This is a genomic window from Salinicoccus roseus, from assembly GCF_003814515.1.
In the GTDB taxonomy this organism is placed as follows: Bacteria; Bacillota; Bacilli; order Staphylococcales; family Salinicoccaceae; genus Salinicoccus; species Salinicoccus roseus.
Genome location: NZ_RKQJ01000004.1, coordinates 71,854 through 97,372, shown reverse-complemented (window position 1 = coordinate 97,372; position 25,519 = coordinate 71,854). Strand labels below are relative to the sequence as shown.

At 47.8% G+C, this 25,519-nt stretch carries 37 protein-coding genes; 31 read left to right on the top strand and 6 right to left on the bottom strand.

What is annotated here, in order from left to right; translation table 11 throughout:
* The first annotated feature begins 101 nt into the window (after positions 1–101).
* From EDC33_RS11540 to EDC33_RS11495, 10 genes are all read left to right on the top strand, one after another.
* Positions 102–1,403, top strand: coding sequence for an ABC transporter substrate-binding protein (locus tag EDC33_RS11540; protein ID WP_124011291.1), 1,302 nt, complete (start codon positions 102–104; stop codon positions 1,401–1,403).
* A 58-nt stretch (positions 1,404–1,461) separates the two neighbouring features.
* A complete protein-coding gene (locus EDC33_RS11535; RefSeq protein ID WP_094907293.1) occupies positions 1,462–2,328 on the top strand; it encodes a carbohydrate ABC transporter permease in 867 nt (288 codons plus the stop codon).
* Entirely contained in the window at positions 2,328–3,149 is an 822-nt protein-coding gene (locus EDC33_RS11530) for a carbohydrate ABC transporter permease (protein WP_031547019.1), read from the top strand. The genes EDC33_RS11535 and EDC33_RS11530 overlap by 1 nt, the downstream gene beginning before the upstream one ends.
* Before the next feature lie 19 nt (positions 3,150–3,168).
* The gene (locus EDC33_RS11525; RefSeq protein ID WP_124011290.1) at positions 3,169–4,188 is read left to right on the top strand and encodes a LacI family DNA-binding transcriptional regulator; all 1,020 of its coding nucleotides are present in this window, start codon (positions 3,169–3,171) and stop codon (positions 4,186–4,188) included.
* Positions 4,185–4,898, top strand: a complete 714-nt coding sequence (locus EDC33_RS11520; RefSeq protein WP_124011289.1) for a ThuA domain-containing protein — start codon at positions 4,185–4,187, stop codon at positions 4,896–4,898. Before EDC33_RS11525 ends, EDC33_RS11520 begins: the two co-directional genes overlap by 4 nt.
* Positions 4,895–5,926, top strand: a complete 1,032-nt coding sequence (locus EDC33_RS11515) for a Gfo/Idh/MocA family protein (RefSeq protein WP_124011288.1) — start codon at positions 4,895–4,897, stop codon at positions 5,924–5,926. The genes EDC33_RS11520 and EDC33_RS11515 overlap by 4 nt, the downstream gene beginning before the upstream one ends.
* A gap of 9 nt (positions 5,927–5,935) precedes the next feature.
* Complete coding sequence (locus EDC33_RS11510) at positions 5,936–6,967, top strand: Gfo/Idh/MocA family protein (RefSeq protein ID WP_094907300.1); 1,032 nt, start codon at positions 5,936–5,938, stop codon at positions 6,965–6,967.
* 11 nt (positions 6,968–6,978) lie between these two features.
* A complete protein-coding gene (locus EDC33_RS11505) occupies positions 6,979–7,947 on the top strand; it encodes a sugar phosphate isomerase/epimerase family protein (protein WP_124011287.1) in 969 nt (322 codons plus the stop codon).
* A gap of 12 nt (positions 7,948–7,959) precedes the next feature.
* Positions 7,960–9,126, top strand: a complete 1,167-nt coding sequence (locus EDC33_RS11500) for an ABC transporter ATP-binding protein (protein ID WP_124011286.1) — start codon at positions 7,960–7,962, stop codon at positions 9,124–9,126.
* A 91-nt stretch (positions 9,127–9,217) separates the two neighbouring features.
* Positions 9,218–9,904, top strand: coding sequence for a VOC family protein (locus EDC33_RS11495; protein WP_124011285.1), 687 nt, complete (start codon positions 9,218–9,220; stop codon positions 9,902–9,904).
* Here the strand turns inward: EDC33_RS11495 and EDC33_RS11490 are convergent.
* Entirely contained in the window at positions 9,889–10,134 is a 246-nt protein-coding gene (locus tag EDC33_RS11490; RefSeq protein ID WP_124011284.1) for a hypothetical protein, read from the bottom strand. The genes EDC33_RS11495 and EDC33_RS11490 overlap by 16 nt on opposite strands.
* Positions 10,135–10,190: 56 nt before the next feature.
* Between EDC33_RS11490 and EDC33_RS11485 the strand changes: the two genes are divergently transcribed.
* Both EDC33_RS11485 and EDC33_RS11480 read left to right on the top strand, forming a co-directional pair.
* Positions 10,191–11,459, top strand: a complete 1,269-nt coding sequence (locus EDC33_RS11485) for a lipid II:glycine glycyltransferase FemX (protein ID WP_124011283.1) — start codon at positions 10,191–10,193, stop codon at positions 11,457–11,459.
* Positions 11,460–11,635: 176 nt separating this feature from the next.
* On the top strand, positions 11,636–12,430 hold the full coding sequence (locus EDC33_RS11480) for a transporter substrate-binding domain-containing protein (protein ID WP_124011282.1): 795 nt from the start codon (positions 11,636–11,638) through the stop codon (positions 12,428–12,430).
* 56 nt (positions 12,431–12,486) lie between these two features.
* Here the strand turns inward: EDC33_RS11480 and EDC33_RS11475 are convergent, their stop codons facing one another.
* The 4 genes from EDC33_RS11475 to EDC33_RS12710 form a co-directional block, all read right to left on the bottom strand.
* Positions 12,487–12,720: a hypothetical protein gene (locus EDC33_RS11475; RefSeq protein WP_249036098.1), complete on the bottom strand. Its 234-nt coding sequence runs from the start codon at positions 12,718–12,720 to the stop codon at positions 12,487–12,489.
* A 61-nt stretch (positions 12,721–12,781) separates the two neighbouring features.
* The gene (gene mspA, locus EDC33_RS11470) at positions 12,782–13,096 is read right to left on the bottom strand and encodes a membrane stabilizing protein MspA (RefSeq protein WP_094907283.1); all 315 of its coding nucleotides are present in this window, start codon (positions 13,094–13,096) and stop codon (positions 12,782–12,784) included.
* Positions 13,093–14,244: an MFS transporter gene (locus tag EDC33_RS11465; protein WP_124011280.1), complete on the bottom strand. Its 1,152-nt coding sequence runs from the start codon at positions 14,242–14,244 to the stop codon at positions 13,093–13,095. Before EDC33_RS11465 ends, mspA begins: the two co-directional genes overlap by 4 nt.
* Positions 14,245–14,263: 19 nt before the next feature.
* Entirely contained in the window at positions 14,264–14,434 is a 171-nt protein-coding gene (locus tag EDC33_RS12710; RefSeq protein ID WP_169738741.1) for an SE1832 family protein, read from the bottom strand.
* Between the two features lie 119 nt (positions 14,435–14,553).
* Between EDC33_RS12710 and EDC33_RS11460 the strand changes: the two genes are divergently transcribed.
* A complete protein-coding gene (locus EDC33_RS11460) occupies positions 14,554–15,231 on the top strand; it encodes an aminoglycoside phosphotransferase APH(3') (protein WP_031547037.1) in 678 nt (225 codons plus the stop codon).
* Between the two features lie 36 nt (positions 15,232–15,267).
* Here EDC33_RS11460 and EDC33_RS11455 read toward each other — a convergent pair whose 3' ends face one another.
* The gene (locus tag EDC33_RS11455) at positions 15,268–15,915 is read right to left on the bottom strand and encodes a PepSY domain-containing protein (protein WP_124011278.1); all 648 of its coding nucleotides are present in this window, start codon (positions 15,913–15,915) and stop codon (positions 15,268–15,270) included.
* Between the two features lie 161 nt (positions 15,916–16,076).
* Between EDC33_RS11455 and EDC33_RS11450 the strand changes: the two genes are divergently transcribed.
* From EDC33_RS11450 to rpsH, 18 genes are all read left to right on the top strand, one after another.
* Positions 16,077–16,715 (top strand): YczE/YyaS/YitT family protein, encoded by a 639-nt coding sequence (locus tag EDC33_RS11450; protein WP_124011277.1) that lies wholly within the window; start codon positions 16,077–16,079, stop codon positions 16,713–16,715.
* A 34-nt stretch (positions 16,716–16,749) separates the two neighbouring features.
* Entirely contained in the window at positions 16,750–18,084 is a 1,335-nt protein-coding gene (locus EDC33_RS11445) for an NCS2 family permease (protein ID WP_124011276.1), read from the top strand.
* Positions 18,085–18,401: 317 nt separating this feature from the next.
* Positions 18,402–18,710, top strand: a complete 309-nt coding sequence (gene rpsJ, locus EDC33_RS11440) for a 30S ribosomal protein S10 (RefSeq protein WP_031547042.1) — start codon at positions 18,402–18,404, stop codon at positions 18,708–18,710.
* A 25-nt stretch (positions 18,711–18,735) separates the two neighbouring features.
* A complete protein-coding gene (gene rplC / locus EDC33_RS11435) occupies positions 18,736–19,398 on the top strand; it encodes a 50S ribosomal protein L3 (protein ID WP_094907278.1) in 663 nt (220 codons plus the stop codon).
* A 29-nt stretch (positions 19,399–19,427) separates the two neighbouring features.
* On the top strand, positions 19,428–20,051 hold the full coding sequence (gene rplD, locus EDC33_RS11430; protein ID WP_040105347.1) for a 50S ribosomal protein L4: 624 nt from the start codon (positions 19,428–19,430) through the stop codon (positions 20,049–20,051).
* Positions 20,051–20,323 (top strand): 50S ribosomal protein L23, encoded by a 273-nt coding sequence (rplW, locus tag EDC33_RS11425; RefSeq protein ID WP_031547045.1) that lies wholly within the window; start codon positions 20,051–20,053, stop codon positions 20,321–20,323. The genes rplD and rplW overlap by 1 nt, the downstream gene beginning before the upstream one ends.
* 30 nt (positions 20,324–20,353) lie before the next feature.
* Positions 20,354–21,190 (top strand): 50S ribosomal protein L2, encoded by an 837-nt coding sequence (gene rplB / locus EDC33_RS11420; protein ID WP_040105345.1) that lies wholly within the window; start codon positions 20,354–20,356, stop codon positions 21,188–21,190.
* 58 nt (positions 21,191–21,248) lie between these two features.
* Complete coding sequence (rpsS, locus tag EDC33_RS11415; protein WP_040105344.1) at positions 21,249–21,527, top strand: 30S ribosomal protein S19; 279 nt, start codon at positions 21,249–21,251, stop codon at positions 21,525–21,527.
* A 31-nt stretch (positions 21,528–21,558) separates the two neighbouring features.
* On the top strand, positions 21,559–21,942 hold the full coding sequence (rplV, locus tag EDC33_RS11410; RefSeq protein ID WP_031547048.1) for a 50S ribosomal protein L22: 384 nt from the start codon (positions 21,559–21,561) through the stop codon (positions 21,940–21,942).
* Positions 21,943–21,963: 21 nt separating this feature from the next.
* The gene (gene rpsC, locus EDC33_RS11405; protein WP_040105342.1) at positions 21,964–22,608 is read left to right on the top strand and encodes a 30S ribosomal protein S3; all 645 of its coding nucleotides are present in this window, start codon (positions 21,964–21,966) and stop codon (positions 22,606–22,608) included.
* Between the two features lie 15 nt (positions 22,609–22,623).
* The gene (gene rplP, locus EDC33_RS11400; protein WP_031547050.1) at positions 22,624–23,058 is read left to right on the top strand and encodes a 50S ribosomal protein L16; all 435 of its coding nucleotides are present in this window, start codon (positions 22,624–22,626) and stop codon (positions 23,056–23,058) included.
* A complete protein-coding gene (gene rpmC, locus EDC33_RS11395; RefSeq protein WP_031547052.1) occupies positions 23,048–23,257 on the top strand; it encodes a 50S ribosomal protein L29 in 210 nt (69 codons plus the stop codon). The genes rplP and rpmC overlap by 11 nt, the downstream gene beginning before the upstream one ends.
* Before the next feature lie 21 nt (positions 23,258–23,278).
* Positions 23,279–23,542: a 30S ribosomal protein S17 gene (gene rpsQ / locus EDC33_RS11390; RefSeq protein ID WP_094907277.1), complete on the top strand. Its 264-nt coding sequence runs from the start codon at positions 23,279–23,281 to the stop codon at positions 23,540–23,542.
* A gap of 29 nt (positions 23,543–23,571) precedes the next feature.
* Positions 23,572–23,940, top strand: a complete 369-nt coding sequence (gene rplN, locus EDC33_RS11385) for a 50S ribosomal protein L14 (protein ID WP_017547656.1) — start codon at positions 23,572–23,574, stop codon at positions 23,938–23,940.
* A 30-nt stretch (positions 23,941–23,970) separates the two neighbouring features.
* Positions 23,971–24,303 (top strand): 50S ribosomal protein L24, encoded by a 333-nt coding sequence (rplX, locus tag EDC33_RS11380; RefSeq protein ID WP_040105341.1) that lies wholly within the window; start codon positions 23,971–23,973, stop codon positions 24,301–24,303.
* A gap of 25 nt (positions 24,304–24,328) precedes the next feature.
* Positions 24,329–24,868 carry a 50S ribosomal protein L5 gene (gene rplE / locus EDC33_RS11375; protein WP_040105340.1) on the top strand — a complete coding sequence of 180 codons (540 nt, stop codon included), beginning with the start codon at positions 24,329–24,331 and terminating at the stop codon, positions 24,866–24,868.
* 19 nt (positions 24,869–24,887) lie between these two features.
* Positions 24,888–25,073 (top strand): type Z 30S ribosomal protein S14, encoded by a 186-nt coding sequence (locus tag EDC33_RS11370; protein WP_084184968.1) that lies wholly within the window; start codon positions 24,888–24,890, stop codon positions 25,071–25,073.
* Between the two features lie 30 nt (positions 25,074–25,103).
* Positions 25,104–25,502: a 30S ribosomal protein S8 gene (gene rpsH / locus EDC33_RS11365; protein ID WP_040105338.1), complete on the top strand. Its 399-nt coding sequence runs from the start codon at positions 25,104–25,106 to the stop codon at positions 25,500–25,502.
* Positions 25,503–25,519 lie beyond the last annotated feature (17 nt).

Here is a 25,519-nt window from a genome sequence, read left to right as displayed (position 1 = left end):
CTTATGCAATCGTTTGCAAAAAAGTGTTGACTTAAAAGAATTCTGAATATATAATCAAAATACAAGCGATTGATAACGCTTACATACAAGGAGGATGAAAAATGAAGAGATCGAAGTGGAGTTATGCCTTTCTTCTTGCCCTGATTCTCGTATTGGGAGCATGCGGCAACAGTGGAGACGCTGGCGGTTCAGTTTCAGGAGACGGTGAAGAAGGTGGCGATGGTGAATCCGTAACGATTGACCTCTATCAGTTCAAAGTGGAATTCAAGGAGCAGTTCGAATCCCTCGTGGCACAATATGAAGAAGAGAATCCGAATGTGACAATCAACGTTGAAACGGTCGGTGGCGGAAACGACTACGGTGCCACATTGAAGTCGAAGATTGCATCTGGCAACGAACCGGATATCTTCAATATCGGCGGACCTCAGGACTATGAAGATCATAAGGACCGTATCGCACCAATCGAAGATTCCGCAGCAGTCGACGCAGCGCTGGAAGGTACGCTTGATGCAGTTACAGTCGATGATCAAGTTTACGGTATCCCTTACAACCTTGAAGGATACGGCCTGATCTACAACAAGGGTATTTTTGAAGAAGCAGGAATCAACCCTGATGAACTGACGACGATGGAAGATCTGCAGACAGCAGTAGATACATTGGATGGTATGAAAGAAGAACTTGGCCTGGATGCCGTCTTCGCCTTCCCGGGCAAAGAGAGATGGGTATATGGAAACCACTCCAGCAGTTCATTCCTCGCACCTGAATTCAATGACAGCGTTATCGAAGCATTCGAGTCCGACACGGTTGAGTTTGAACATTCCGAAGAACTGAAGAACTACATCGATATGCAAGTGAACTATTCCGAGCAGCCAGTATTGAGCCTCGACTATTCACAACAAGTCGAAGCCCTCTATTCCATGGAAAAGGTTGCCATGATCCAACAGGGCAACTGGGCATACCCTTCCATTGAACAGATTGCACCTGAAGTGGCTGAGAATTCCGGCATCATTCCTATTCCGGTGGCCGGCGAGTCTAAAATGCCTGTAGGCGTACCTCAGTACTGGGTAGTGAACTCCGGAGCTGAAGATAATGTTCAGCAGGCGGCTGTAGACTTCCTCGACTATATGTACACATCCGACGCAGGCAAGGAAATCGTACTGAACGACTTCAACTTCATTCCGGCATATGAGGACTATGACACAAGCCAGATCTCAGATCCATTGTCCCAGGAAATCTATGAGTATTCCGAAGAAGGCAATACAAGCGGATGGGTATTCCTTGGATATCCTACCGGTTTCGCTGAAGAGACATTCGGCGATAATGTTCAGCAGTACATTTCCGGAGATATCACATGGGAAGAAGCGATAGATAACTCCAAAGCATACTGGGAAGAGAATAGATAAATGAAATCATAATGGGGCAATCATATTGCTCCATTATTTCTTACAAAGAGGTGTTAATATGAAAACCAAAAATATCATGTACTGGGTATTCATTGCCCCGGTTCTGGCGGCACTTTTGATTGTTGTAGTCGTGCCTTTCATCTGGGGGATCTATTATTCCCTTACAGAGTGGTCAGGCGACATGGCGCAGACACCGGTGTTTACAGGATTTGATAACTACAAAAGTCTGATGTCCGACCCAACGTTCCTGAGTGCGCTCTGGTTCACTTTCAAGTATGCAATCGTGACCGTAATCATCATAAATGTCGTTGGTTTTTCACTGGCACTGATTGTAACGAGCTACATAAAATCAAAGAACCTGCTCAGGACAATCTTCTTCATGCCGAACCTGATCGGTGGTCTGATCCTCGGCTTCATCTGGCAGTTCATCTTCACGAATATCTTCAATGCCCTTGGAGACGCCATGGGTGTCGAAATGCTGCAGGGATGGCTGGCGACCCCTGCGACGGGCTTCTGGGGACTCGTCATTCTGCATGTATGGCAGATGGCCGGTTACATCATGATCATCTACATTGCATATCTGCAGAGCATCCCTGACGAATTGCTCGAGGCGGCGGATATGGATGGAGCAAGTTACTTTCAAAAGCTGAAGAATGTTGTGATGCCGCTTGTGGCTCCGGCATTCACAGTAAGTATGTTCTTGACATTGTCCGGTGCATTCAAGATCTACGATCAGAACCTCTCCCTCACCGGAGGCGGCCCTGGTGGCACTACGAAAATGATTGCCATGGATATTGTCGATACGGCATTTGCGATGAACACGATGGGACTGGCCCAAGCCAAGGCGGTCATCTTCTTCATAATCGTGGCAATTTTAAGTTTGACGCAAGTCTACTATAATAAGAAAAAAGAGGTGGAGCTGTAATGAAGAAGAAAAAGACGACCGGTCGCATTGTTCTGGAAATCGTCGGCATTCTGCTCGCACTTCTATGGTTGTCCCCCTTCTACATCATGCTGGTCAATGCGTTCAAGACCAAGCGGGAAATGTTTGAAAATACGCTTGCACCACCGCAGGAACCCATTTTTGGGAACTTTGTACAGGCTTTTCAGGAACTCGACTTTCTCAGGACATTCTTCAACTCTTTCCTGATTACGTCGCTGAGCATTGTGTGCATAGTATTCTTCTCGGCAATGGCTGCATACGCACTCTCAAGGAACAAGAGCAAGGTCAGCGGCCTGATATTCTTCCTGTTCGTCGCCTCCATGCTCATTCCTTTCCAGTCGGTGATGATTCCGCTGGTCAAGATATTCAGTGAGCTTCAGAGCTTGAACAAATGGGGCCTGATCTTCATGTATATCGGTTTCGGTTCCGGCCTTTCTCTGTTCCTGTATCATGGAGCGCTGAAGAATATCCCGCTCTCCCTTGATGAGGCGGCAAAGATTGATGGGGCTACAAAATGGCAGACCTTCTGGCATGTCATATTCCCGCTTCTGAGGCCGATTGGTGTGACGGTGGCGATCTTGAATGTCATCTGGATCTGGAACGACTTCCTCCTTCCAAGCTTGGTGCTTGGCCAGGGGGACGAAACGATTCCACTTAAACTGTTCCTCTTCTTCGGACAGTATACGAAACAGTGGACCCTGGCACTGGCCGGCTTGACGATTTCCATCATACCGGTCATAATCGGCTACTTCATTGCTCAGAAACATATCATCAAAGGTGTATCGGACGGTGCTGTGAAGTAGGTAGGAGGCTTATTATGAGATGGTGACGATAAAAGATGTGGCAAGGATAGCTGGAGTTTCTCCCTCTACTGTATCCAGGGTGATCAAAGATCATGATGGAATCAGTGCCGCCACAAAAAAGAAAGTCCAAAAAATAATGGAAGAGAGTGGATATGCACCAAATATCGCGGCACGGAATCTGGTGACGAACCAGTCGAATACCATCGGCCTGGTCATCAAGAGCGGCATGCATGAAGTGAACCTGAACCCTTTCTACTCTGAAGTGAACCTCGGTGTTTCCGAAGCCTGCAGGAAAGAGGGTTTTTCGACACTTACAACTTCCGCGACTGATGATGCCAGTCTTCTTGCGGAAGTGAAGGAACTGATCAGTTCAAGGCAGGTCGACGGGTTCATACTCCTCTATTCAAAAGAGGGCGACCCGATAGCAGCATTCCTCTCGGCAGCCGGCTTCCCTTATGTAGTCATAGGGAAGGATATACGCAACGATCGTGAAGCCATCTATGTGGACAATGACAATGTACAGGGGGCGGTGTCCATAACTGAATTATTGATTGGGAAAGGTTATAGTAAAATTACGATGATTGTAGATAACGATGTATTTGCGGTCGCTAGAGATAGGATTCGTGGCTTTGAAATGGCGATGCATGAGGCTGGCCTATCAGCCATGGGCAGGGTGGTCAAATGTGGAGATGACCCCCGTTCCATCAGCGACATGCTGAAATCTTTATTTGAAGATGGCGGACCGGAGGCGCTTTTGACACTGGACGGTGTTCTGAATGCCCGCATCATTTCCCATCTTTATCAGATGAAGATTCGCATTCCGGCGGATGTGGCCACCGCGACTTTCAGTGATTCTCTGCTGACGAAGTTTGCGGCCCCGCCCCAGACCGTTGTCGACATCTTCCCGGAGGAACTTGGCAAGGAAGCTGGAAATGAAATCATCACCCTGATAAGAGATGGAGATAAATTAAAAAGAATCATTACGGTACCTACGCGCATTATAGAACGCAGATCAACACAGAAGGAGGAAGGCGGATGAAAGTGACAGTCTGGAACGAATACAGGCATGAGAAGGAATCAGAAGTGGTGGGTGAAATATATCCTGAAGGCATCCACGGTCAGATTGCGAGTTTCCTTGAAGGGCATGAAGTGACGACGGCAACTCTGGATGAAGCGGAGCATGGCTTGACTGACGAAGTGCTGGATAATACAGATGTCCTGATATGGTGGGGGCACAAAGCCCACGATGAGGTCGCTGACGAAATTGCAGAAAAGGTGCGTCAGCGTGTCTGGGACGGCATGGGCCTGGTGATCCTGCATTCAGCGCACTTCTCCAAGCCGTTCAAACTGCTGATGGGCACATCCTGCGACCTCAAGTGGCGTGAAGCGAATGAAAAGGAACGCCTCTGGGTGGTCGATCCGACGCATCCGATTGTTGATGGTCTCGGTGAATACTTCGAGTTGCCTGAAGAGGAGATGTACGGCGAGCATTTCGACATTCCCGTGCCGGATGAGCTGATCATGCTCAGCTGGTTTGAAGGCGGCGAAGTGTTCAGGAGTGCATGTACATTCAAACGGGGCAACGGCAAGATATTCTACTTCCGTCCGGGTCATGAGACACATCCGACATACTATGATGAGAACGTCCAGAAGGTCATCAATAATGGTGTGAACTGGGCAGGGAGTGTCCATGGCAAGAAACACTACTACGGAAATCACGAACCACTGGAAGAGATAAAGGAGAAATAATCATGATCAACGTTGGTATTATAGGATGCGGCAGCATCGGAGTGAAGCGGCATATTGCCGAATATAAAGAAAATGAAAACGTGAAGCTGGTTGCATTCTGCGATCCGGTGATCGAACGGGCTGAAGCACAACAGAAGATATATGGCGGCGCATCCTACAAAAGTTATAAAGATCTGCTTATGGACAGCAATGTCGATGCCGTCAGCGTCTGTACGCCGAACTACATGCACGCAGAGATTTCAATTGCGGCACTGGAAGCAGGCAAGCATGTATTGTGCGAGAAGCCGATGGGTGTTGCGATGGATGAGATGGACCGCATGATTGAAGCGGAAAGGAAATCCGGCAAGCAGCTGATGGTCGGCCATAACCAGCGTCTCATCAAAGAGCACCAGGTGGCACGCGATTACATCAATGAAGGCAGACTCGGCAAGATCTATTCCTTCCGTACAGCGTTCGGGCATCCCGGCCCGGAGGACTGGAGTGTCGACGGCAAGGACAGCTGGTTCTTCAAGAAGGAGGAAGCGGTAATGGGCGCAATGGGAGACCTTGGTGTGCATAAGGCTGATCTCATGCGTTATCTCCTCGGGGAAGAGGTTCTGGATGTAGGCAGCTTCATTTCCAAGGAAGCGAAGGAATTTTCCGATGTGGATGACAATGCGGTATGCATTCTGCGCACCGAATCGAATATCGTCGGCACATTGCAGGCGAGTTGGTCATTCTATGGGGAAGAGGACAACTCCACCGTCATCTATGGTGAAAAGGGTGTGCTCAGCCTGCTTGCAGATTCTGAGCATTCCTTCATTTTCACAGGCAGAGACGGTGAAGTCGTCAAGGAGAACTACGGCGGTATACAGACGAATGATGAAGCGGGCCAGAAGAAGAAGTCGCTGGTCATGGATGCATTCATCAATGCCCTTGTGAATGAAGAGCGGGTACCGGTGACGGCAGAAGATGCGAAAAAATCCGTGGAAATCATACTGAATGCTTTAGAATCCGATCGCACGAAGAAGATCATTACTGGAGAATAGGTGTTGCAGATGGCTAAAATAAGACTGGGTTTCATTGGTGTTGGGGGAATAGCGACAGGACGGCACATTCCCACGTTCAGGACCTTCGATGATGTGGAGATTACAGCCATACAGGATGTCAATGTGGAGCGTGCAATGAAGGTGGCGAACGAGCTCAACATTCCGGAAGTATGTTCTACAATTGAGGACATGTACCCCCATGTCGATGCGGTGGTGGTTTCCACACCTAATAAATTCCACGCATCAATCAGCATCGATGCGATGAACAACGGCAAGCATGTGCTCTGTGAAAAGCCGATGGCCATGAGTACAGAAGAGTGCAATGCAATGATTGAAGCGGAGGAACGCAATGGCGTGAAGCTTCACATTGCCTATCATTACCGCTTCATGAAAGAGGCGATCGCAGCGAAGAAGATCATCGAACGCGGCACAATCGGTGATCCCCTCGTGGTCCGTGTGAAAGGGCTCAGGCGCAGGAAAGTTCCTGGGTGGGGGGTATTCACCAACCAGGAACTTCAGGGGGGCGGTGCACTGATCGACTATGGCTGCCATCTCCTCGACCTGGCCATGTACCTCATGGGTGACGTAAAGCCTGTGGAAGTATCAAGCTCGACCTACAATCAGCTGAGCCGTACAAATACAGTCAACGAATGGGGACATTTCAACCGGGATTCCTTTGAAGTGGAAGACCATGTCAGTGCATTCATACGGTTCAATAATGGTGCATCGATGCTGTTTGAAACGAGCTGGGCCGCAAATATCCCGGAAGATGAAAACCACATCAGCATCTCAGGTGCCAAAGCAGGCCTTGATGTGTTCGATATGAAAGTGAACCAGGCCGATGAAGACCTGATGACGACGATGCGCATCGACTATATAAAAGTGGATGAGCCCTACAGCAGACTTCAGGCTGAAAACTTCATATCAGCGATCAAATACAACACCCCGCTAACGGTGAAATCAACAGAAGCGAAAGAAGTATCGAAGATCATCGAAGCAATATACTTAAGCTCGAAAGAACAGAGGAGCATCAGACTTTAGGAGGTAGACAGATGAAACTGGGAGTATTCAATCCGCTGTTCCAGAACATGGAGCTGGAAGAAATGCTGGATTATATCAAAGCATCCGGGCTGGATGCAGTAGAAATCGGTACAGGCGGCTATCCTGGAGATAAGCACTGCAATGTCGATGAACTGCTTGAATCGAAAGATGCAAGAGAGGCATACTTGGAGAAGTTCACATCACGGGGGCTCATCATCAGCGCCTTCAGCTGCCATGGAAATCCGATCTCTCCGGACGAAGCTTTCCGTCGGGAGTCGGATGAAATATTGAGGAAGTCGATCAGGCTGGCAAACCTGATGGATGTACCTGTAGTCAACACATTCAGCGGTACGCCTGCTGGGAATGAGACGGACACGGCAGTCAACTGGCCGGTGACCCCCTGGCCGGAGGAATATTCGGAGATAAAGGAATGGCAGTGGAAGAACAGACTGATTCCATATTGGCAGGACATCGCTGAACTTGCGAAAGAGAACGATGTGAAGATCGGGTTGGAACTTCATGGCGGATTTCTCGTCCACTCCCCGCATACGATGCTTGAACTGAGGAAGGCGACGAACGCATACATCGGTGCCAACCTCGATCCAAGCCATATGTGGTGGCAGGGGATCGATCCCGTTGCAGCAATCAAGATTCTGGGGCGTGAAGATGCGCTCCATCACTTCCATGCGAAGGATACGTATATCGATCAGGATAACCTTAATATGCACGGCTATCTCGATATGAACCCTTATGGCAGCATCAGGGAACGGAGCTGGACGTTCAGAAGCGTCGGCCTGGGCCACAGTATGGATGAATGGGCGAACATGATGAGTGCGCTCAGAACCTACGACTATGATTATGTCGTCTCGATTGAACATGAAGATGGTCTGATGTCCATAGAAGAAGGCTTCCAGACCGCTGTAAGAAATCTGCAGGGTGTCATAATAAAAGAACAGCCGACTGACATGTGGTGGGCTTAAAGGAGTGATCTTATGGCTGATTTAAAGCTGAAGAATATAAAGAAGACATATGAAAAAGGTCCGACGGTGGTGGATGATTTCAATCTGGAAATCCATGATGGGGAATTCATCGTACTGGTTGGTCCTTCCGGGTGTGGGAAATCGACGACTTTGCGGATGATCGCCGGACTTGAAGAGATCACAGGCGGGGAATTGTACATCAATGACAGCTTGGTGAATGATGTCGAGCCGAAGAACAGGGATATCGCAATGGTCTTCCAGAACTATGCCCTCTATCCGCATATGAGCGTTTACGACAATATGGCGTTCGGTCTCAAGCTGAGGAAGACGCCGAAAGCGGAAATCAAAGAACGGGTTGAGCATGCAGCCGAGATTCTTGGTCTGACGGACTACCTGGACCGCAAGCCGAAGGCACTCTCAGGTGGACAGAGGCAGCGTGTAGCGCTGGGCCGGGCAATCGTCAGGGAGGCGAGCGTCTTCCTGATGGACGAGCCGCTGTCCAACCTGGACGCGAAACTGAGGGTGCAGATGCGTGCTGAAATCACCAAACTGCACAAGCGCCTGAAGACGACCACGGTATACGTGACACACGACCAGACGGAAGCGCTGACGATGGCCACCCGCATCGTGATACTCGATAAAGGGGATATCATGCAGGTCGGTTCGCCGAAGGAAGTATATGATTTTCCTGAGAATGTGTTTGTTGCGCAGTTCATCGGCTCACCAGCCATGAACGTGTTTGATGCAGAGATCAGGAATGGTGAACTTGTAATTGGGGAGACGACAATCAAGATTCCTGAATTCAAGCGTCGCATGCTTTTGAATGAGGGATATGACAACAAGCCGATCAAGTTCGGCATCCGTCCGGAGGATGTCAGGGAGGAAGCGGTCTTCGTCGAATCGGAGCTTGCTTCCGCCTTCAATGCGGAAGTCAAAGTAAGTGAGCTTCTCGGTTCCGAAATCATGCTCTACTCAGACCTCGAAGGGCAGGAATTCATCTCGCGTGTCGACGCACGCAATGAGCTTGAGCCGGGAGACATCGTGAAGTTTGCGTTCGACATGAACAAGGGGCATTTCTTCGATAATGACACGCATAAACGCATCGTCACGAAAGAAGAGCGCGCCAAGGAGAAGGAAAGTCTGGAACAGCAGGATACATCCGGTGTCATCAAGGCATAGAGATACAGCCTGTCCACATGGACAGGCTGTAATTTTTAATGTCTGGGACGATTTAACGGTAATATGATATAGTTGGAAAGAGGTGAATAGCATGGTTAAATTCGATCACATCATACATTATGTCAACAAGCTGGAACCGGTAGAGGAAGATGGCCTGCTGCCCATCCATTCGGGCGGAAAACATGAACATCTGGGTACTGCGAACCTGTTGTCCTATTTCGATCAGAGATATGTGGAATATCTCGCCATCGACGACGAAGAAAGATTCAAACGCCATCTGGAAGAGTCGGAGGATTCGTTTGTCGGTACGATTGACCGCATGGAGTACGAAGAAGGCTTCCTACGCTATGCACTTGCCACAGAAGAAATACACCAGCTTGCCGACCGATACCGGGCGAAAGGGTTCAGAACTGTAGGCCCAGTGGATATGGAGCGGACGACGAATGGCGAAACGATACGCTGGAAGCTGCTCTACGTTTTGGATGATGAAGAGGTGCTGCCCTTCTTCATACAATGGGAGGAAGAGGAATCGGCGCGTCTGGAGAGGATCAGAAACTTGAGGGGGACGTTCATTTCCCCGGAAATGAATATTCATCATGAAGTGAGGAATGTGAAGGTGTGGGACGCTTTCTTTGATGTAATCGGTGTCTGGAAAGGTGAAGTCGATGCACATACGACGCTCACCATCTCAGAAAATAAAGACCCGTCGATCACCCTGGAATTGGGGATGGACGGGGAATCGGCGATTTATAGAGGAGCAGTCTACAAATTTATATAGATGATGAGTCCAAGGTGCAGAAGTGCAGAAAGTGCTGTGATGATGCTGATCAGGACGATTGACTTTGTGCCTTTCACAAGGATATACGCAATGCTCAGCATGATGGTGACTACACCGAGGATGATTCTGACACTCATCAGAGCGATGAGATCCCCACTGTCATATTGACCAAGTTGGACGATGCTTATGATGTTGATGATCAGAAGAAAGATTAGAATAGCTTGTCTCATGATAGGACCACCTTTCATGGAATATTATATCAGATTTTAATTGAATGGAGACCGTTATGCTTAAATTGTTGAACCTGACTGAAGACGAACATGATCAGTTTATTGAAGGGCACCCCCATGGAGACCTGCTGCAGTTGACGGACTGGGCACGTTCCAAGCAACTGACCGGATGGTACTCCAGACGGTTTGCCGTAGGAAACGAGGTGGATGAAACGCTTGGCGCGGCTCTTCTCCTGTTCAAGAAGGTGCCGAAACTGAACCATACACTATGCTATATATCCAGAGGCTTTGTCTGCGACTACAAGGACCCGCTTCTTGTGGAATTCATGCTGAATGAGGCATTGAAGATAGCCGGGGACGAGAAGGCCTATGCAATAAAGATAGATCCGGACCTTCCACTTGAAACACATCGGGATACGATAGGATTCCTTGAATCGATCGGTTTCAGGCACCGTGGCCTGAAAGATGGCATGAGCAAGGATAATATACAGCCGAGGCAGACCATGGTGGCCCCGATCGATAAGGATGACAAGGAACTGCTGCAGAGCTTTGAGCGGAACAACCGTACAAAAGTGCGCAATGCCATCCGCCGGGGGACCAAAGTCTACAGGGCGGAGCGTGGGGATCTCCAGACCTTCGTCAGGCTCATGAAGGAGACCGGACAGCGGGATGGGTTCCTCACCCGTGACATCACCTACTTTGAATCCCTCTATGATAATCTCCACGAAAATGGGCACATGGAATTATTCCTGGTGAAACTGATGCCTGCGGAAGTTGCGGCTTCCCTGGAGGCGGACCTGGATAAGGTCGGGAAGGATCTGGAAAAAGCCATGAAGAAGAAGGATGGCAGCAAGAAGGAGAACCAGATCAAGGATCTCAACAACCGAATGGAAAAGCTTCAGAAACAGCAGCAGGAGATTGAAGAAATCAAGAAAGAGCATCCTGAAGGCGTCATCCTTTCCGGCGCGCTGCTTGCCCAGTCTGGACATAAGGCATACTATCTCTACGGGGCATCTTCCGACCAGTACCGTGAATACTTGCCGAACCATCATATGCAGTATGAAATGATGAAGTATGCACGGGACAATGGTGCCAAGACATATGACTTTGGCGGTGTCAGCGTCTCTCCGCCCGAGGATTCCCCACATTTCGGCCTGTGGCAGTTCAAGAAAGTATGGGGGACGGAAGTGAGTGAGAAAATCGGAGAATTCGATTATGTTCTCCACCGCCCGCTGTACACCCTTGCCGAAGTCGGCGTGCCGATGTTCCAAAAGGGGAAAGTAAAATTGAATCAGACACTCAAAGCACTGAAAGAGCGCCGTTGAAATACACGGCGCTCTTTCTTATAGATATTTCTTATATGGAGTCCATGAATTCCCTATATGAGACCCTCTTGTTAAAGAGTTACTGTCATGATAGACTTATACCCATTAATCCATAGTAAAAAACTATGTTTTATGGATCTGTGCTTATATGACAACTTACATACAGGGGGATTCTTATGAAGAAATGGATTTTACCGTTGGCATTCGTCCTGCTCTTGATTGCAGGATGCGGAAATGAAGCGGAAAGCGGGAGTGTGGAAGAGACGGAAGGGGAAAATATCATCAAAATCGGTTCGTCACCTGATGGCTATCCGCTCTCTTTCCAGGAAGACGGGGAAGTGAAGGGATTCAATGCAGATATCTATAACGCGATATTCGATGAACTGAACTATGAGATAGAATGGGTGATGACAGACTGGACAGGTGTGCTGGCCAATCTTGATACAGGGAATGTGGATACGGCCAGCAATTTTGCCATGACTCCGGAAAGGGCTGAAAAGTATACCTTCTCCGACCCCTACTATAATTCGAAGGCAGCGGTGGCGGTGGCCCAGGATAATGAGACCATCCAATCCGTCAGTGATCTGGAGGGGGCCGATGTCGGTACGATACTGGGCACGAACTTCCAGAATGTACTGAATGAGGAATACCCGGATCATGGGGGCGAGATCATTGATTATGAGAATAACGAGGTGGTCTATAACGATGTGATTGCCGGCAAGATTGATGCATACCTATTTGGGCGGGAACAGCTGTTGGCAATGATCAATGATCGTGATATAGCGCTTGAAATAGCAGGGGAGCCTTTCGGAGTTCAGCCTGTCGCCCTGCCATTCAAGGATACGCCGGAAAATCAGCAGTTGATTTCGGATATCAATGATGTGCTTGCTGAATTGAGGAGCGATGGCACACTGGCTGAGATATCCGAAAAATGGTACGGCATGGACATATATGAAGAAGAGGCAGAATGATGCGGGCATAAATAAAGCCAGCTTCCGTGTGGAAGCTGGCTTTATTTGTACTCTGTCTATAGGAAGTAGGGCCGGGTCAGGATGATCAGCAGTATGAAGATCAGCGACATCACCGACATGAGCAGCAGCGTCATCGACAGAGCAAAGTGTATGTGCCGGTTTTCGTACAGGTTTGGTTCCGATTTTGCGGCCTTCCATCCTGCCGTAAGGGAGATCAGATTGAGCAGGGCCCATACATAGATGTTGAAGAAGATGATTCCGTCATTGACTATATAGTTTATATAAAACATGATTTGCATCAGTATGAGCAGAATAAGTATGACCCGGCGCATATGGCCACCTCTCTTCCTTTTACAGTGTCAGCAGCATGATGATGAGCACGGCTGAAATCATGAGGGTGAAGACATGTATCATGAACAGGCGTGCATGGTCTCCCTTTGCTTCTTTGAAGGCAGTGATTTCAACTGCTATGAAGAGGGAAATGGCCAGCGAAAAGATCAGCAGGCCGTCGGGATTGGGCGCTTCCAGGGAAATCAGGGTCATCATGAGCAGCAGGGCGACACCTGCGATGACCCTCAGAATATCCAGGGCCCTGTTTCTCATCAGCAATATGGTGATTGCACTGATGACGAGATAAATGAGCAGCATAAGGACTGTCAGAATCATGCGAGGGTCCTCCTTTTCCTGAAGTATTGGAAAATGAAGTATGTGGACAGCAGGGTCATCACCGCACCGAACCAGAATGGCAATCCTGCAGTCAGAATGAACAGCAGATTGAAGACAAGCGGTCCGAATATTCTGCCCAGGCTATCCAGGGAATATGTAGCAGCGGTCATACGGCCCATTTCGTCCTGGTGCGTCTCTTTTGTAATCTGGGAGGTGAGCAGCGTCTTGACGAGGGCATTCCCCGTCATCAGCAGAACGATGCACACCCCGGCAAACAACAGGCTGGACATGAACGGCAGCAGGATGAAAGCGATCAGTGTCATGACCTGTCCGGCAATCATCACCGGGTACTCCTGTCCATCCTTGAGGCGGCCGATGAAGCCGCCCTGGACAGCAGCGTTGAAAATGCCGCCGACTACAAAGAGGATGCCCATCTCTGTAGGGGTGATGTCGATCTTCTCTATGCCGAGCAGCTGGAATGTACTTTCCATCCCGCTCATCGTCAGTATGACGAAGAATGTGGAGATGAGAAGGATGCCGACAGGTTTAAGGAAGTACTCGCTTGGCAGAGTGATGTCTTTCCCAGCGCTGACGCCTGGACGATACGTCTCCTCAATTTTGAAGAGGCTGAATATCAGTGCGCCCACAATGACAATGGTCGTCATGTAGTAGGCAAAGCTCAGGCTGATCTGGGAAAGCAGTCCGCCCACTCCCGGTCCGAAAATGAATCCGAGGCCGATGGACATGCCGATCAGTCCCATGAAACGCGTTCGCTCTTCACGCGTCGTCAAGTCCGCCACCATGCTGGTCGTTGCTGTATAGAGGGCTCCTGAAGCGGCGCCTCCAAGCAGACGTGTCAGGTACAGCACCCACAGTACATCGATGAACATGCCGAACAGGAGGAAGCTGAGGCTGAAGGCGAGCAGTCCATACAGAAGAATCGGCCGACGGCCATTGCGGTCGCTCAATCTGCCGAAATAGGGCGCGGAAATGAAGCTGGCGATGGAATAGACGGCAAGCAGCCCGCCCATGTGCAGGGTGGACACGCCGAGTTCGGTCACAAGTTCCGGTATGACCGGTATGATCATACTGAAGCCGAAATATATGAGGAATTGTATGATCATAATGAATAGGATCATTTTTTTCATTGCGGGCACTTCCTATTGGTTATTTCTGATTCCGGATTTCTTTTTTTGTCTGTGCAATTTCTGTTTCTATCTGAGTGAGGCGGTCTTCCATTTTTGATGTGCGGTTGCCAGTGGATTCGAGCTTTTCCAGATCACCCTGGATGCGTACATACTCATTTTTAAGTTCCTTAAGTCTGTATTCCAGATCCATTACTTTCACCACCTTGAATTATAGTAGTATCATATCATAATGCAATCGATATTAGGGGAATCACTAATGACATTTTAAGGATGATTGAAGTAGAATGGAAGGGAATGGAGGGACATTGGATGCACACTTTTGAAATATATGAAGAATATTACGATTGGGCACCGCTTGAAGGGGATTCGGAAGCCCGGGTGCATTTGCTTACATACGGCGGGGAGGACCCGCCCAATATGTACCAGCCGCAGGAACCGCTGATTGCAAAATCCTACATTGATGATGTGAAGCGGACACGGCGGGAATACAAACGGCTGCTATGGATGGAGCTGAATAAGATCAATGGTGTGCCGAAGCCGGTGACATTATATGAAGAGGCCGGTGCCTATATGTTCTATTTGGCTCTTCCGGGCGTGGATGCCGAGAAGTTCCTACAGGGGCAGCCGCCTGAGGTCATCGTTTCCACACTGAAGCAGATTGGCAGATACTTGAGTTTTCTGCATAAGCAGAAGATTGAGGGATGTCCGTTCGTCTATTCTGAGGATGCCGTCCATACGGATCTGGTTTTCAGCCATGGGGACTTTAGACTCTCCAATGTAATAGTAAACGAAAATTACATTACAGGCAGTGTGGATATGATAGGAATTGGAGTAAGGGACCGGTATTTTGACCTTGCCGCCATGGCACTTGATATTGAGAGGGTCTTGGGTCGTGAATACTTGGAATACTTTTATGAGGGGTATCGGATCAAGGATCATGTCGATCAGAAAAAGATGAACCAGTTCATTCAGCTGGTGGAAGCATAAGAAAAGGCGTAACCACATTGGTTGCGCCTTTTCTCATCAGTCGTCCGTTTCCACTATCTCGCCGTTCTCGGCGTTGATGGTCACATCAGAATCTCCATTATCACCATTTTTCATATCCACTTCATATTGCAGCTGTCCGTCATCCCTATCCAGGGTCCAGCCTTCCAGTTCACCATTGGTCTCATCCATGGCAGTCTGCACCGCTTCCTCTGCAGGCACGGCATCGCCATAGCTGAAGTGTTCGTCCGTATCGAAGTCATCATCGCTCTCCGTCTGCTCCTCTACTACGGAAAGGTCATCCACAGACAATTTCACCTCGTATTCTTCAGATTCACTCTCCATATCTACTTTGTATATCCATTGGTTATCCTCGTCATCGAGTTCGACTTCCACAAGTTCTCCATCGAAGTTTTCTGATGCAGCATCCACTGCCTCTTCGGCATCATGATTGATGTCTTCAGGGGCAATCGTATCACCGGTGCTGCCTGAAGATTGGCCACTGGATTCCTCGGTGGACTCCTCGGTTGATTCTTCAGCAGACTCCTCGGTTGAAGAGAATTCTTCGTTCTCTTCCACAACTTCGTCGACATCTGCTGAATCAGGATTTTCATCGGCACCGCCACACGCGGCCATTACGAGTGATGCAGACATCAGGACGCTTGCGAGCTTGTATCTATTCTCCATTTGGAATCCTCCTATTTTAAGTTGATCGTTTAAATTGATTACTTCAAACCTTCCCTTCCATATGCCATTTCAAACGTGGAAGGTGTATTGGCAAACAATATTGCGTTTTTCTTCACAGAGGCGTAAACTAGTTTAAATAATAAGAGGTGAGGGGATGCCATGTGATAACGAATCTGACAAAGCGCTGGCTGTTCTATATCGTGGGACTGGTGATTCTGGCTCTCGGAATCTCATTGACAATAAAAGGAAGGCTCCTCGGACTCAGTTCATGGGATGTGCTGCATTATGGACTGTGGCAGACCTTTGGTCTGACAATAGGAAGCTGGGCAATCATTGCCGGAGCCACAATCGTCCTATTCACTGCTGTCATCACACGGCGCCTGCCGAAACTTGGCGTCTACATCAACATGGTGGCGGTGGGAGTTTTTATTGATATCTTCAACTGGCTCATTCCTGAGTTTGAAGGGTGGACACAGCATATCATCATCTTTACGGTGGGTCTGTTCGTCATGGCATTCGGTGTAGCATTCTACATAACGCCGAATCTTGGCGCGGGTCCACGGGATACCCTGATGCTGCTGCTTGTCGAAAAGTTTGGATTGAAAATTTCCATGGCAAGGAATATCATGGAGCTGGGTGCTGCTGTCGCCGGATATCTCCTAGGGGGTCCGGTGTTCATCGGCACAGTCGTTATCATAGTCGGGTTGGGCAAGCTCATAGAAATGTGGCTCCCATTGACCCGTCGTCTGCTCGTCAGCTTTCTGGGCGGAGAGGATGACGAAATCATCAGGATCATATAGCTTTGAATAATTTAATCAAGAAATGGAGCAGGTTATGAAAAAGTTTTTTGGCTTTGAGGATCACGGTACCAATTATCGACGTGAAACCATCGGGGGGTTGACGACATTCCTATCCATGGCATACATACTCGCCGTCAACCCTTCTGTGCTCTCCCTTCAGGGGATAGAAGGTATACCCGAATCAATGCGGATGGACATGGACGCCGTATTCGTGGCAACAGCACTGGCTGCCTTCATCGGCTGCCTGATCATGGGGCTCTATGCCAGATATCCGATAGCGCTTGCGCCTGGCATGGGCCTGAATGCATTCTTCGCTTTTACCGTTGTTCTGACCATGGGCATTCCATGGCAGACCGCACTGACCGGTGTGCTGTTCTCCGGAGTGATATTCGCCATTCTGACCATCAGTGGTCTGAGGGAATATGTCATCAACTCGATACCAATGGAGATGAAGATGGCGGTCAGTGCCGGGATCGGCTTCTTCATCACCTTCGTCGGCCTGCAGGGTGCAGGCATCATCGTTACAAACGATGCGACACTCGTCGGTCTGGGTGTTCTGCATGATCCAAAGGTGCTGCTCGCCGTAGGAGGGCTTTTCATCACAGCCGTACTGATGGCAAGAAAAGTCCCGGGAGCTATCTTCTTCGGTATGATCATTACTGCAATCCTCGGACTGCTGTTCGGTCTGGTGCCGCGGCCGGAAAGCTTCTTCGGTTCAGTGCCGAGCATGGAGCCTACCTTCGGTGCCGCATTCGAGGCGTTCTCGAATCCTTCGGAAATATTCAACATCCAATTCCTGATTGTTGTGCTGACCTTCCTGTTCGTCGACTTCTTCGATACAGCGGGCACACTTGTCGGTGTTGCCAGCCAGGCCAACCTGATCAAGGATAATAAATTGCCAAGAGGCGGACGGGCACTGCTTTCCGACTCCATTGCGACGATAGCAGGGGCTATTTTTGGCACTTCGACCACCACCTCGTATGTGGAATCCACCGCCGGTGTTGCAGCAGGTGCCAGGACAGGCTTTGCAAGCGTCGTAACAGGCGTGCTGTTCCTGTCGGCCATCTTCCTGTCACCGCTCATCGTGACTTTCACCTCCGAGGTGACGGCTCCAGCACTGATCATCGTTGGAGCCCTGATGGTATCAAACCTGTCCAAAGTGAGATGGGACCAGTTCGAAGTGGCGGTTCCGGCATTTCTGACCATGTTCATGATGCCGCTGACGTACAGTATCGCGACAGGTATTGCAATCGGCTTCGTATTCTATCCGATCACGATGATCATGGCAGGAAGAAGAAAAGAGATCCATCCGATAATGTATGGCCTCTTTGTAGTCTTCATATTATATTTCATCTTCATGACGGAATAAATAACACCTTGTAATTTGTAACTGAAAACTGTATAATAGGACACCGTATTGCAAGTCCTTCGGGGAAAAGTGAAAAAATCTTGGGCAACCTATTGATTTTTTCACTTTTTTCGTGTAATATATCTAACGTTGGACTGAAATGGATGGTCTACCGTCCATATATAAAAACACACCGCCTTACATAAAGGGGTGCGCGTTTTGAATCGATGAAGCGAGAGGTTACTGACACGCCCGGCCGCTTTGCCATGGCAGCGTGCAAGAGAATTTTCGTGGAGAAGTCTATCAATCAATGATGACGACCAAAAGGAGGTTAAATAATGGCAAAACAAAAAATTCGTATTCGTTTGAAAGCGTACGATCACAGAGTATTGGATCAATCAGCAGAGAAAATTGTTGAAACAGCAAAGCGTTCTGGTGCGGATGTTTCCGGCCCGATCCCACTTCCAACAGAGAAGACTGTTTACACGATCATCCGTGCGGTACACAAGTACAAGGATTCCCGTGAACAATTTGAACAGCGTACGCACAAACGTCTTATCGACATTGTAAACCCTACACCGAAAACGGTAGATGCCCTCATGGGACTCAACCTGCCATCTGGTGTGGACATCGAAATCAAATTATAAATTATAGCAGGAGGTGCGACTTTCGATGACCAAAGGAATCTTAGGTAAAAAAGTGGGAATGACTCAAGTTTTCGGAGAAAACGGCGAGCTCATCCCTGTAACAGTAGTAGAAGCAGCGGGCAACGTAGTGCTGCAGAAGAAGACGGAAGAAACTGATGGATACAGTGCAGTACAAATCGGTTTCGACGACAAACGTGAGTTCTTTGAAGGTGCAAGAACAAACAAATACGCAAACAAGGCTGAAACCGGCCATGCAAAAGCATCCGGCAAAGCTCCTAAGCGCTTCGTACGCGAATTCAAAAATCTCGCAGCAGATGAATTCGAAGTCGGTCAAGAAGTCACTGTAGATACATTTGAAGCAGGCGACTTGGTGGACGTGACGGCAACATCCAAAGGTAAAGGTTTCCAGGGTGCAATCAAGCGCCACAACCAGAGCCGCGGACCTATGTCCCACGGTTCCCGTTACCACAGAAGACCTGGTTCAATGGGGCAGGGTGCCGACCCATCCCGCGTATTCAAAGGCAAAGCATTGCCGGGACGCATGGGCGGAGAAACTGTCACATTGCAGAATCTTGAAATCGTAAAAGTGGACGCTGAGCGCAACGTGATCCTTGTAAAAGGCAACGTTCCTGGCCCACGTAAAGGATATGTAAAAATCGCATCAGCAATTAAAAATAGTGTTAAATAATAGCAATTTAGGAAGGGAGGATTTAACACATGGCAAGCGTAGATGTATTAACTAAAGAAGGAAGCAAAGTTAATTCTATAGAACTTAACCAGGATATCTTTGGCATCGAGCCAAACCAGCATGTGCTGTTTGAGGCTGTGAACCTGCAACGCGCGTCACTGCGCCGCGGTACACACTCAGTAAAAAACCGTTCCGCAGTCAGCGGTGGCGGCAAGAAGCCATTCAGACAAAAAGGAACAGGTAATGCACGTCAAGGTACAATCCGTGCACCTCACTATCGTGGAGGTGGAGTGGTATTCGGCCCTACGCCAAGAAGCTACTCCTACAAAATGCCTAGAAAAATGCGCCGTCTGGCTCTTCGCTCAGCGCTCTCCGCAAAAGTCAATGAAGAAGCATTGACAGTAGTGGACAACCTTGCGCTCGACACTCCGAAGACAAAAGACTTCACGGCGATCCTTGAAAATCTGAATGCAGACAAAAAGGTTCTTCTCGTACTTGAGAACGAAGATGTAAACGTTGAACTTTCATCCCGTAACCTCCAAGGTGTCACAGTGCTGACGCTGGAAGAGCTCAATGTACTCGATATCCTTGCTGCAAACCGTGTTATTTTCACTGAAGGCGCAATCAATAAAGCAGAGGAGGTGCTTCTGTAATGGATGCACGCGATATCATTAAACGCCCGGTAATCACTGAGCGTTCTGCTGACTTGATGTCCATTGATAAATACACTTTTGATGTGGATGTAAAAGCAAACAAAACACAAGTTAAATATGCAGTTGAAGAAATCTTTGACGTAAAAGTCGACAAAGTGAACATAATGAACTATAAGCCGAAGAAAAAACGTATGGGACGTTACAGCGGCTATACAAGAAAAAGAAGAAAAGCAATCGTAACACTTAAAGAAGGCTCTATCGAAATATTCTAAGGGCACTTACCAATAAGGAGGTAAAACGAGATGGCGATTAAAAAATATAAGCCGACCACAAACGCTCGTCGTAATATGACTGGTTCCGACTTCTCAGAAATCACATCCACGACACCAGAACGGTCATTGTTACAGCCGCTTCCGAAAAAAGCGGGACGCAACAACCAGGGCAGGATCACTGTTCGTCACAAAGGCGGCGGACACAAGCGCCAATACAGGGTCATCGACTTCAAGCGCATCAAAGATGGTGTGCCTGCGCGCGTGACACAGATTGAATACGATCCAAACCGTTCAGCAAACATCGCTCTTGTCGTTTATGAAGACGGAGAGAAAAGCTATATCCTGGCACCTAAAGGTGTAACAGTAGGACATGAAATCATGAGTGGCCCAGATGCGGACATCAAAGTAGGTAACGCTATGGCACTCACTGATATTCCTGTAGGTACAACAATCCATAACATCGAATTGAAACCAGGCAGAGGCGGCCAGCTGGTAAGGTCAGCAGGTGCGCGTGCACAGGTACTCGGTAAGGAAGGCAAATATGTACTTGTCAGACTCCGCTCTGGCGAAGTGCGCATGATCCTTGCAACTTGCCGTGCAACAATCGGTGCTGTCGGCAACGAGCAGCACGAACTCATCAATATCGGTAAAGCCGGTCGTTCCAGATGGAAGAGGCAGCGCCCTACAGTTCGTGGTTCTGTCATGAACCCTAACGATCACCCACACGGTGGTGGTGAAGGCCGTGCGCCAATCGGACGTCCATCACCAATGTCTCCTTGGGGTAAACCAACCCTCGGTAAGAAGACACGTAAAGGCAAGAACCGTTCTGATAAGCTCATCGTAAGAGGACGCAAGAAGAAGAAATAAATGAAACCAAAGTGTGCGGATGCTACATCCGCACGCATTATTGGAAGGAGGCGCCAAAATGGCTCGCAGTCTTAAAAAAGGACCTTTTGTTGACGATCACCTCATGAACAAGGTGGAAAAACTCAACGAAGATAACAAAAAAAGTGTAATCAAAACTTGGTCACGTCGCTCCACAATCTTCCCTAATTTCATCGGTCATACAATCGCTGTATATGACGGACGCAAGCATGTACCGGTCTATGTTACAGAAGATATGGTCGGTCACAAACTTGGAGAATTTGCTCCAACAAGAACGTTCAAAGGCCACGGAAACGACGACAAGAAAACAAGACGATAAGGGATAAGACGGAATAAAGGAGGAACGAAAGATGCAAGCGAAAGCAGTCGCAAAAACAGTTAGAATTGCTCCTCGTAAAGCGAGAATGGTTCTTGACCTCATTCGCGGTAAAGAAGTCGGAGAAGCAATCGCAATTCTTAAACTAACGAATAAAAGAACTTCGCCAGTAGTTGAAAAGTTGATCAAATCAGCTGTAGCCAATGCTGAACATAACTATGACATGGATATCGACAGCCTATATATTTCTGAAGCGTATGCTAACGAAGGCCCGACATTGAAACGTTTCCGTCCACGTGCACAAGGCCGTGCGACAAAGATCAACAAACGTACAAGCCATATCACTATTGTAGTTTCAGAACCAGCTGAAGAAGAGGTTCAGGAAACAGAAGAAACAAAAGTAGAAGAGAACGCATAAAATCACAAGGAGGGAATTAATTTGGGTCAGAAGATAAATCCTATTGGGCTTCGTACAGGCATCATCCGTGATTGGGAGGCGAAATGGTACGCAGAGAAAGACTTTGCAGACCTGCTGCACGAAGACCTCAAAGTTCGTGAATATATCGAAAAAAATCTTAAAGACGCAGCTATTTCCAAAGTGGAAATCGAGCGCGCGGCCAACCGTGTGAACATTGCGCTTCACACTGGCAAACCAGGTATGGTAATTGGTAAAGGCGGTAGCGAAATCGACAAGCTCCGTACTGCACTGACAAACCTTACAGGCAAGAAAATCCACATCAATGTCGTAGAAGTCAAAAAAGTCGACATGGACGCGAAGCTTGTTGCCGAGAATATTGCACGTCAGCTTGAAAACCGTGTATCTTTCCGTAGGGCACAAAAACAAGTACTTCAAAGAGCGATGAGAGCTGGAGCTAAAGGTATTAAAACTCAAGTTTCAGGCCGTCTCGGTGGCGCAGATATCGCACGTTCTGAAGGATACAGCGAAGGAACAGTTCCACTGCATACTCTTCGTGCAGACATAGACTATGCACATGAAGAAGCAGATACAACATACGGTAAACTCGGTGTTAAAGTATGGATCTACCGTGGAGAAGTTCTTCCTGTCAAGAATGACAAAAAGTAAAGGAGGAAATTAACAATGCTATTACCTAAAAGAGTAAAATACCGTCGTCAACACCGTCCGGATACAAAGGGACGCGCTAAAGGCGGAACTGAAGTGAGTTTCGGTGAATACGGCCTGCAGGCTACAACGACTGCCTGGGTTACATCCAGACAGATTGAAGCAGCGCGTATCGCCATGACACGTTATATGAAGCGTGGCGGTAAAGTATGGATCAACATCTTCCCGCACACACCATATACTAAAAAGCCATTGGAAGTACGTATGGGTTCAGGTAAAGGTGCTGTAGAAGGCTGGATGGCTGTAGTAAAACCTGGCCGTGTAATGTTTGAAGTTGCAGGTGTCCCGGAAGAGGTTGCTAGAGAAGCACTTCGTCTTGCGAGCCACAAACTTCCAGTAAAGACTAAAATCGTTAAACGTGAAGAATTAGGTGGTGATACGAATGAAAGCTAATGAAATCCGTGATCTGACAACATCTGAAATAGAAAACAACGTCAAAGAACTGAAGGAAGAACTCTTCAACCTACGCTTTCAACTAGCTACTGGTCAGCTAGAGAACACTGCTCGTATCAAAGAGGTTAGAAAAACTATCGCAAGAATGAAAACAACTATCCGCGAGAGAGAGCTCAGCGAAGCGAAAGCAAACCAATAATATTAGAGGGAGGCTCACATAGTGGAAGGTAAAAACGAACGTAAAGTTTACCAGGGTCGCGTAGTATCCGACAAGATGGATAAGACGATTACAGTGGTTGTCGAAACACAAAAGAGACATCCGATCATTGGCAAACGTGTAAAATACTCTAAAAAATACAAAGCGCATGATGAGAACAACACTGCAAAGATGGGCGATATCGTAAGAATCGAAGAAACACGTCCATTGTCTGCAACTAAACGTTTCCGCCTCGTGGAAATTGTTGAAGAATCAGTTATCATCTAAACAATTGAAGATAAAGGAGGTCTATTCGCATGATCCAACAGGAATCCCGCTTAAAAGTGGCAGATAACTCAGGTGCACGTGAAGTGCTGACTATTAAAGTCTTGGGTGGAACAGGCCGCAAGACAGCAAATATCGGCGACGTCATCGTTGCAACCGTAAAAAATGCAACACCTGGTGGCGTTGTTAAAAAAGGTGAAGTAGTAAGAGCTGTTATAGTTAGAACTAAATCCGGTGTACGCCGTGAAGATGGTTCATACATCAAATTTGATGAGAACGCATGCGTAATCATCCGTGATGATAAAGGCCCAAGAGGTACTCGTATCTTTGGACCAGTAGCACGTGAACTCCGTGAAGGCAACTTCATGAAGATCGTTTCACTTGCACCAGAAGTACTTTAATCCACATTTAAACAAGGAGGTGCGATTCCCATGCACGTAAGATCTGGAGACAAAGTCGTTGTAATCAGCGGTAAAGATAAAGGTAAAGAGGGCACTGTGCTCAAAGCAATCCCTGCCAAAGACCGCGTAGTCGTTGAAGGTGTCAACATGATGAAGAAACATCTCAAACCTTCACAGATGAACCCTGAAGGCGGCATCCTCGAAACAGAGGCGGCTATCCACGTATCCAACGTAATGCACGTTGACCCTGAATCAGGAGAACGCACTCGTATCCGTCATGAAATCAAAGAAGACGGAACTAAAGTGAGAGTTGCTGTAAAGTCAGGAAAAGAAATTCCAACTGTACAATACGACAAAAATTAATTAGCAATGGAAGGAGGTCCATACAGTGGCACGTTTAAAAGAAAGATACAATGAAGAAATCAAAAATGAACTTGTTAATAAATTCAACTACTCTTCCGTCATGGAAGTGCCTAGGATCGAAAAGATCGTAGTCAACATGGGTGTTGGCGAAGCAGTTCAAAACGCAAAAGTTCTTGATACTGCAGTAGAAGAATTGGAAGCAATTACAGGTCAGAAGCCGGTAATCACAAAAGCTAAGAAATCTATCGCGACATTCAGACTTCGTGAAGGTATGCCGATTGGAGCCAAAGTTACTCTTCGTGGGGAAAGAATGTACGATTTCCTGGACAAACTGGTTTCAGTATCCCTCCCACGCGTAAGAGACTTCAGAGGTATTTCCAAGAAGGCGTTTGATGGACGCGGCAACTACACACTCGGTGTAAAAGAACAGCTCATCTTCCCTGAAATCGACTATGATAAAGTATCCAAAGTAAGAGGTATGGATATTGTTGTCGTTACAACAGCGAACACAGATGAAGAAGCACGCGAGCTGCTCACTCAGTTCGGAATGCCATTTCAAAAGTAAGCTATAAGGAGGCGAAATTGTGGCTAAAAAATCAATGATTGCTAAACAGCAAAAGAAACAAAAATTCAAAGTTAGAGAATATACACGCTGCGAACGTTGCGGAAGACCACATTCAGTCATTCGCAAATTCAAGCTCTGCCGTATATGTTTCCGTGAACTTGCTTACAAAGGTCAGATTCCTGGCGTTAAAAAAGCAAGCTGGTAATCGCCATAAATTGAAAGGAGGCAATTAGTAATGACAATCTCAGATCCAATTGCAGATATGCTGACGCGCATTAGGAATGCGAATATCGTGAGGCATGAAACACTGGAGATTCCTGCATCCAACATCAAAAAGGAAATTGCAGAGATTCTTAAAACAGAAGGTTTTGTAAAAAATGTAGAATATATCGAAGACGACAAGCAAGGCGTCATCCGTGTATTCCTTAAATATGGTAGCAAGAACGAAAGAGTCATCACTGGTTTGAAGCGTATCTCCAAGCCTGGCCTTAGGGTATACGCAAGAAGAGAAGAGCTGCCGAAGGTCCTCAACGGTCTAGGTATCGCACTGATCTCAACATCAGAAGGTGTGCTTACGGATAAAGAAGCACGCAAAAGAAATATCGGCGGGGAAGTTCTCGCATACGTTTGGTAATGAATTAACAGGAGGTG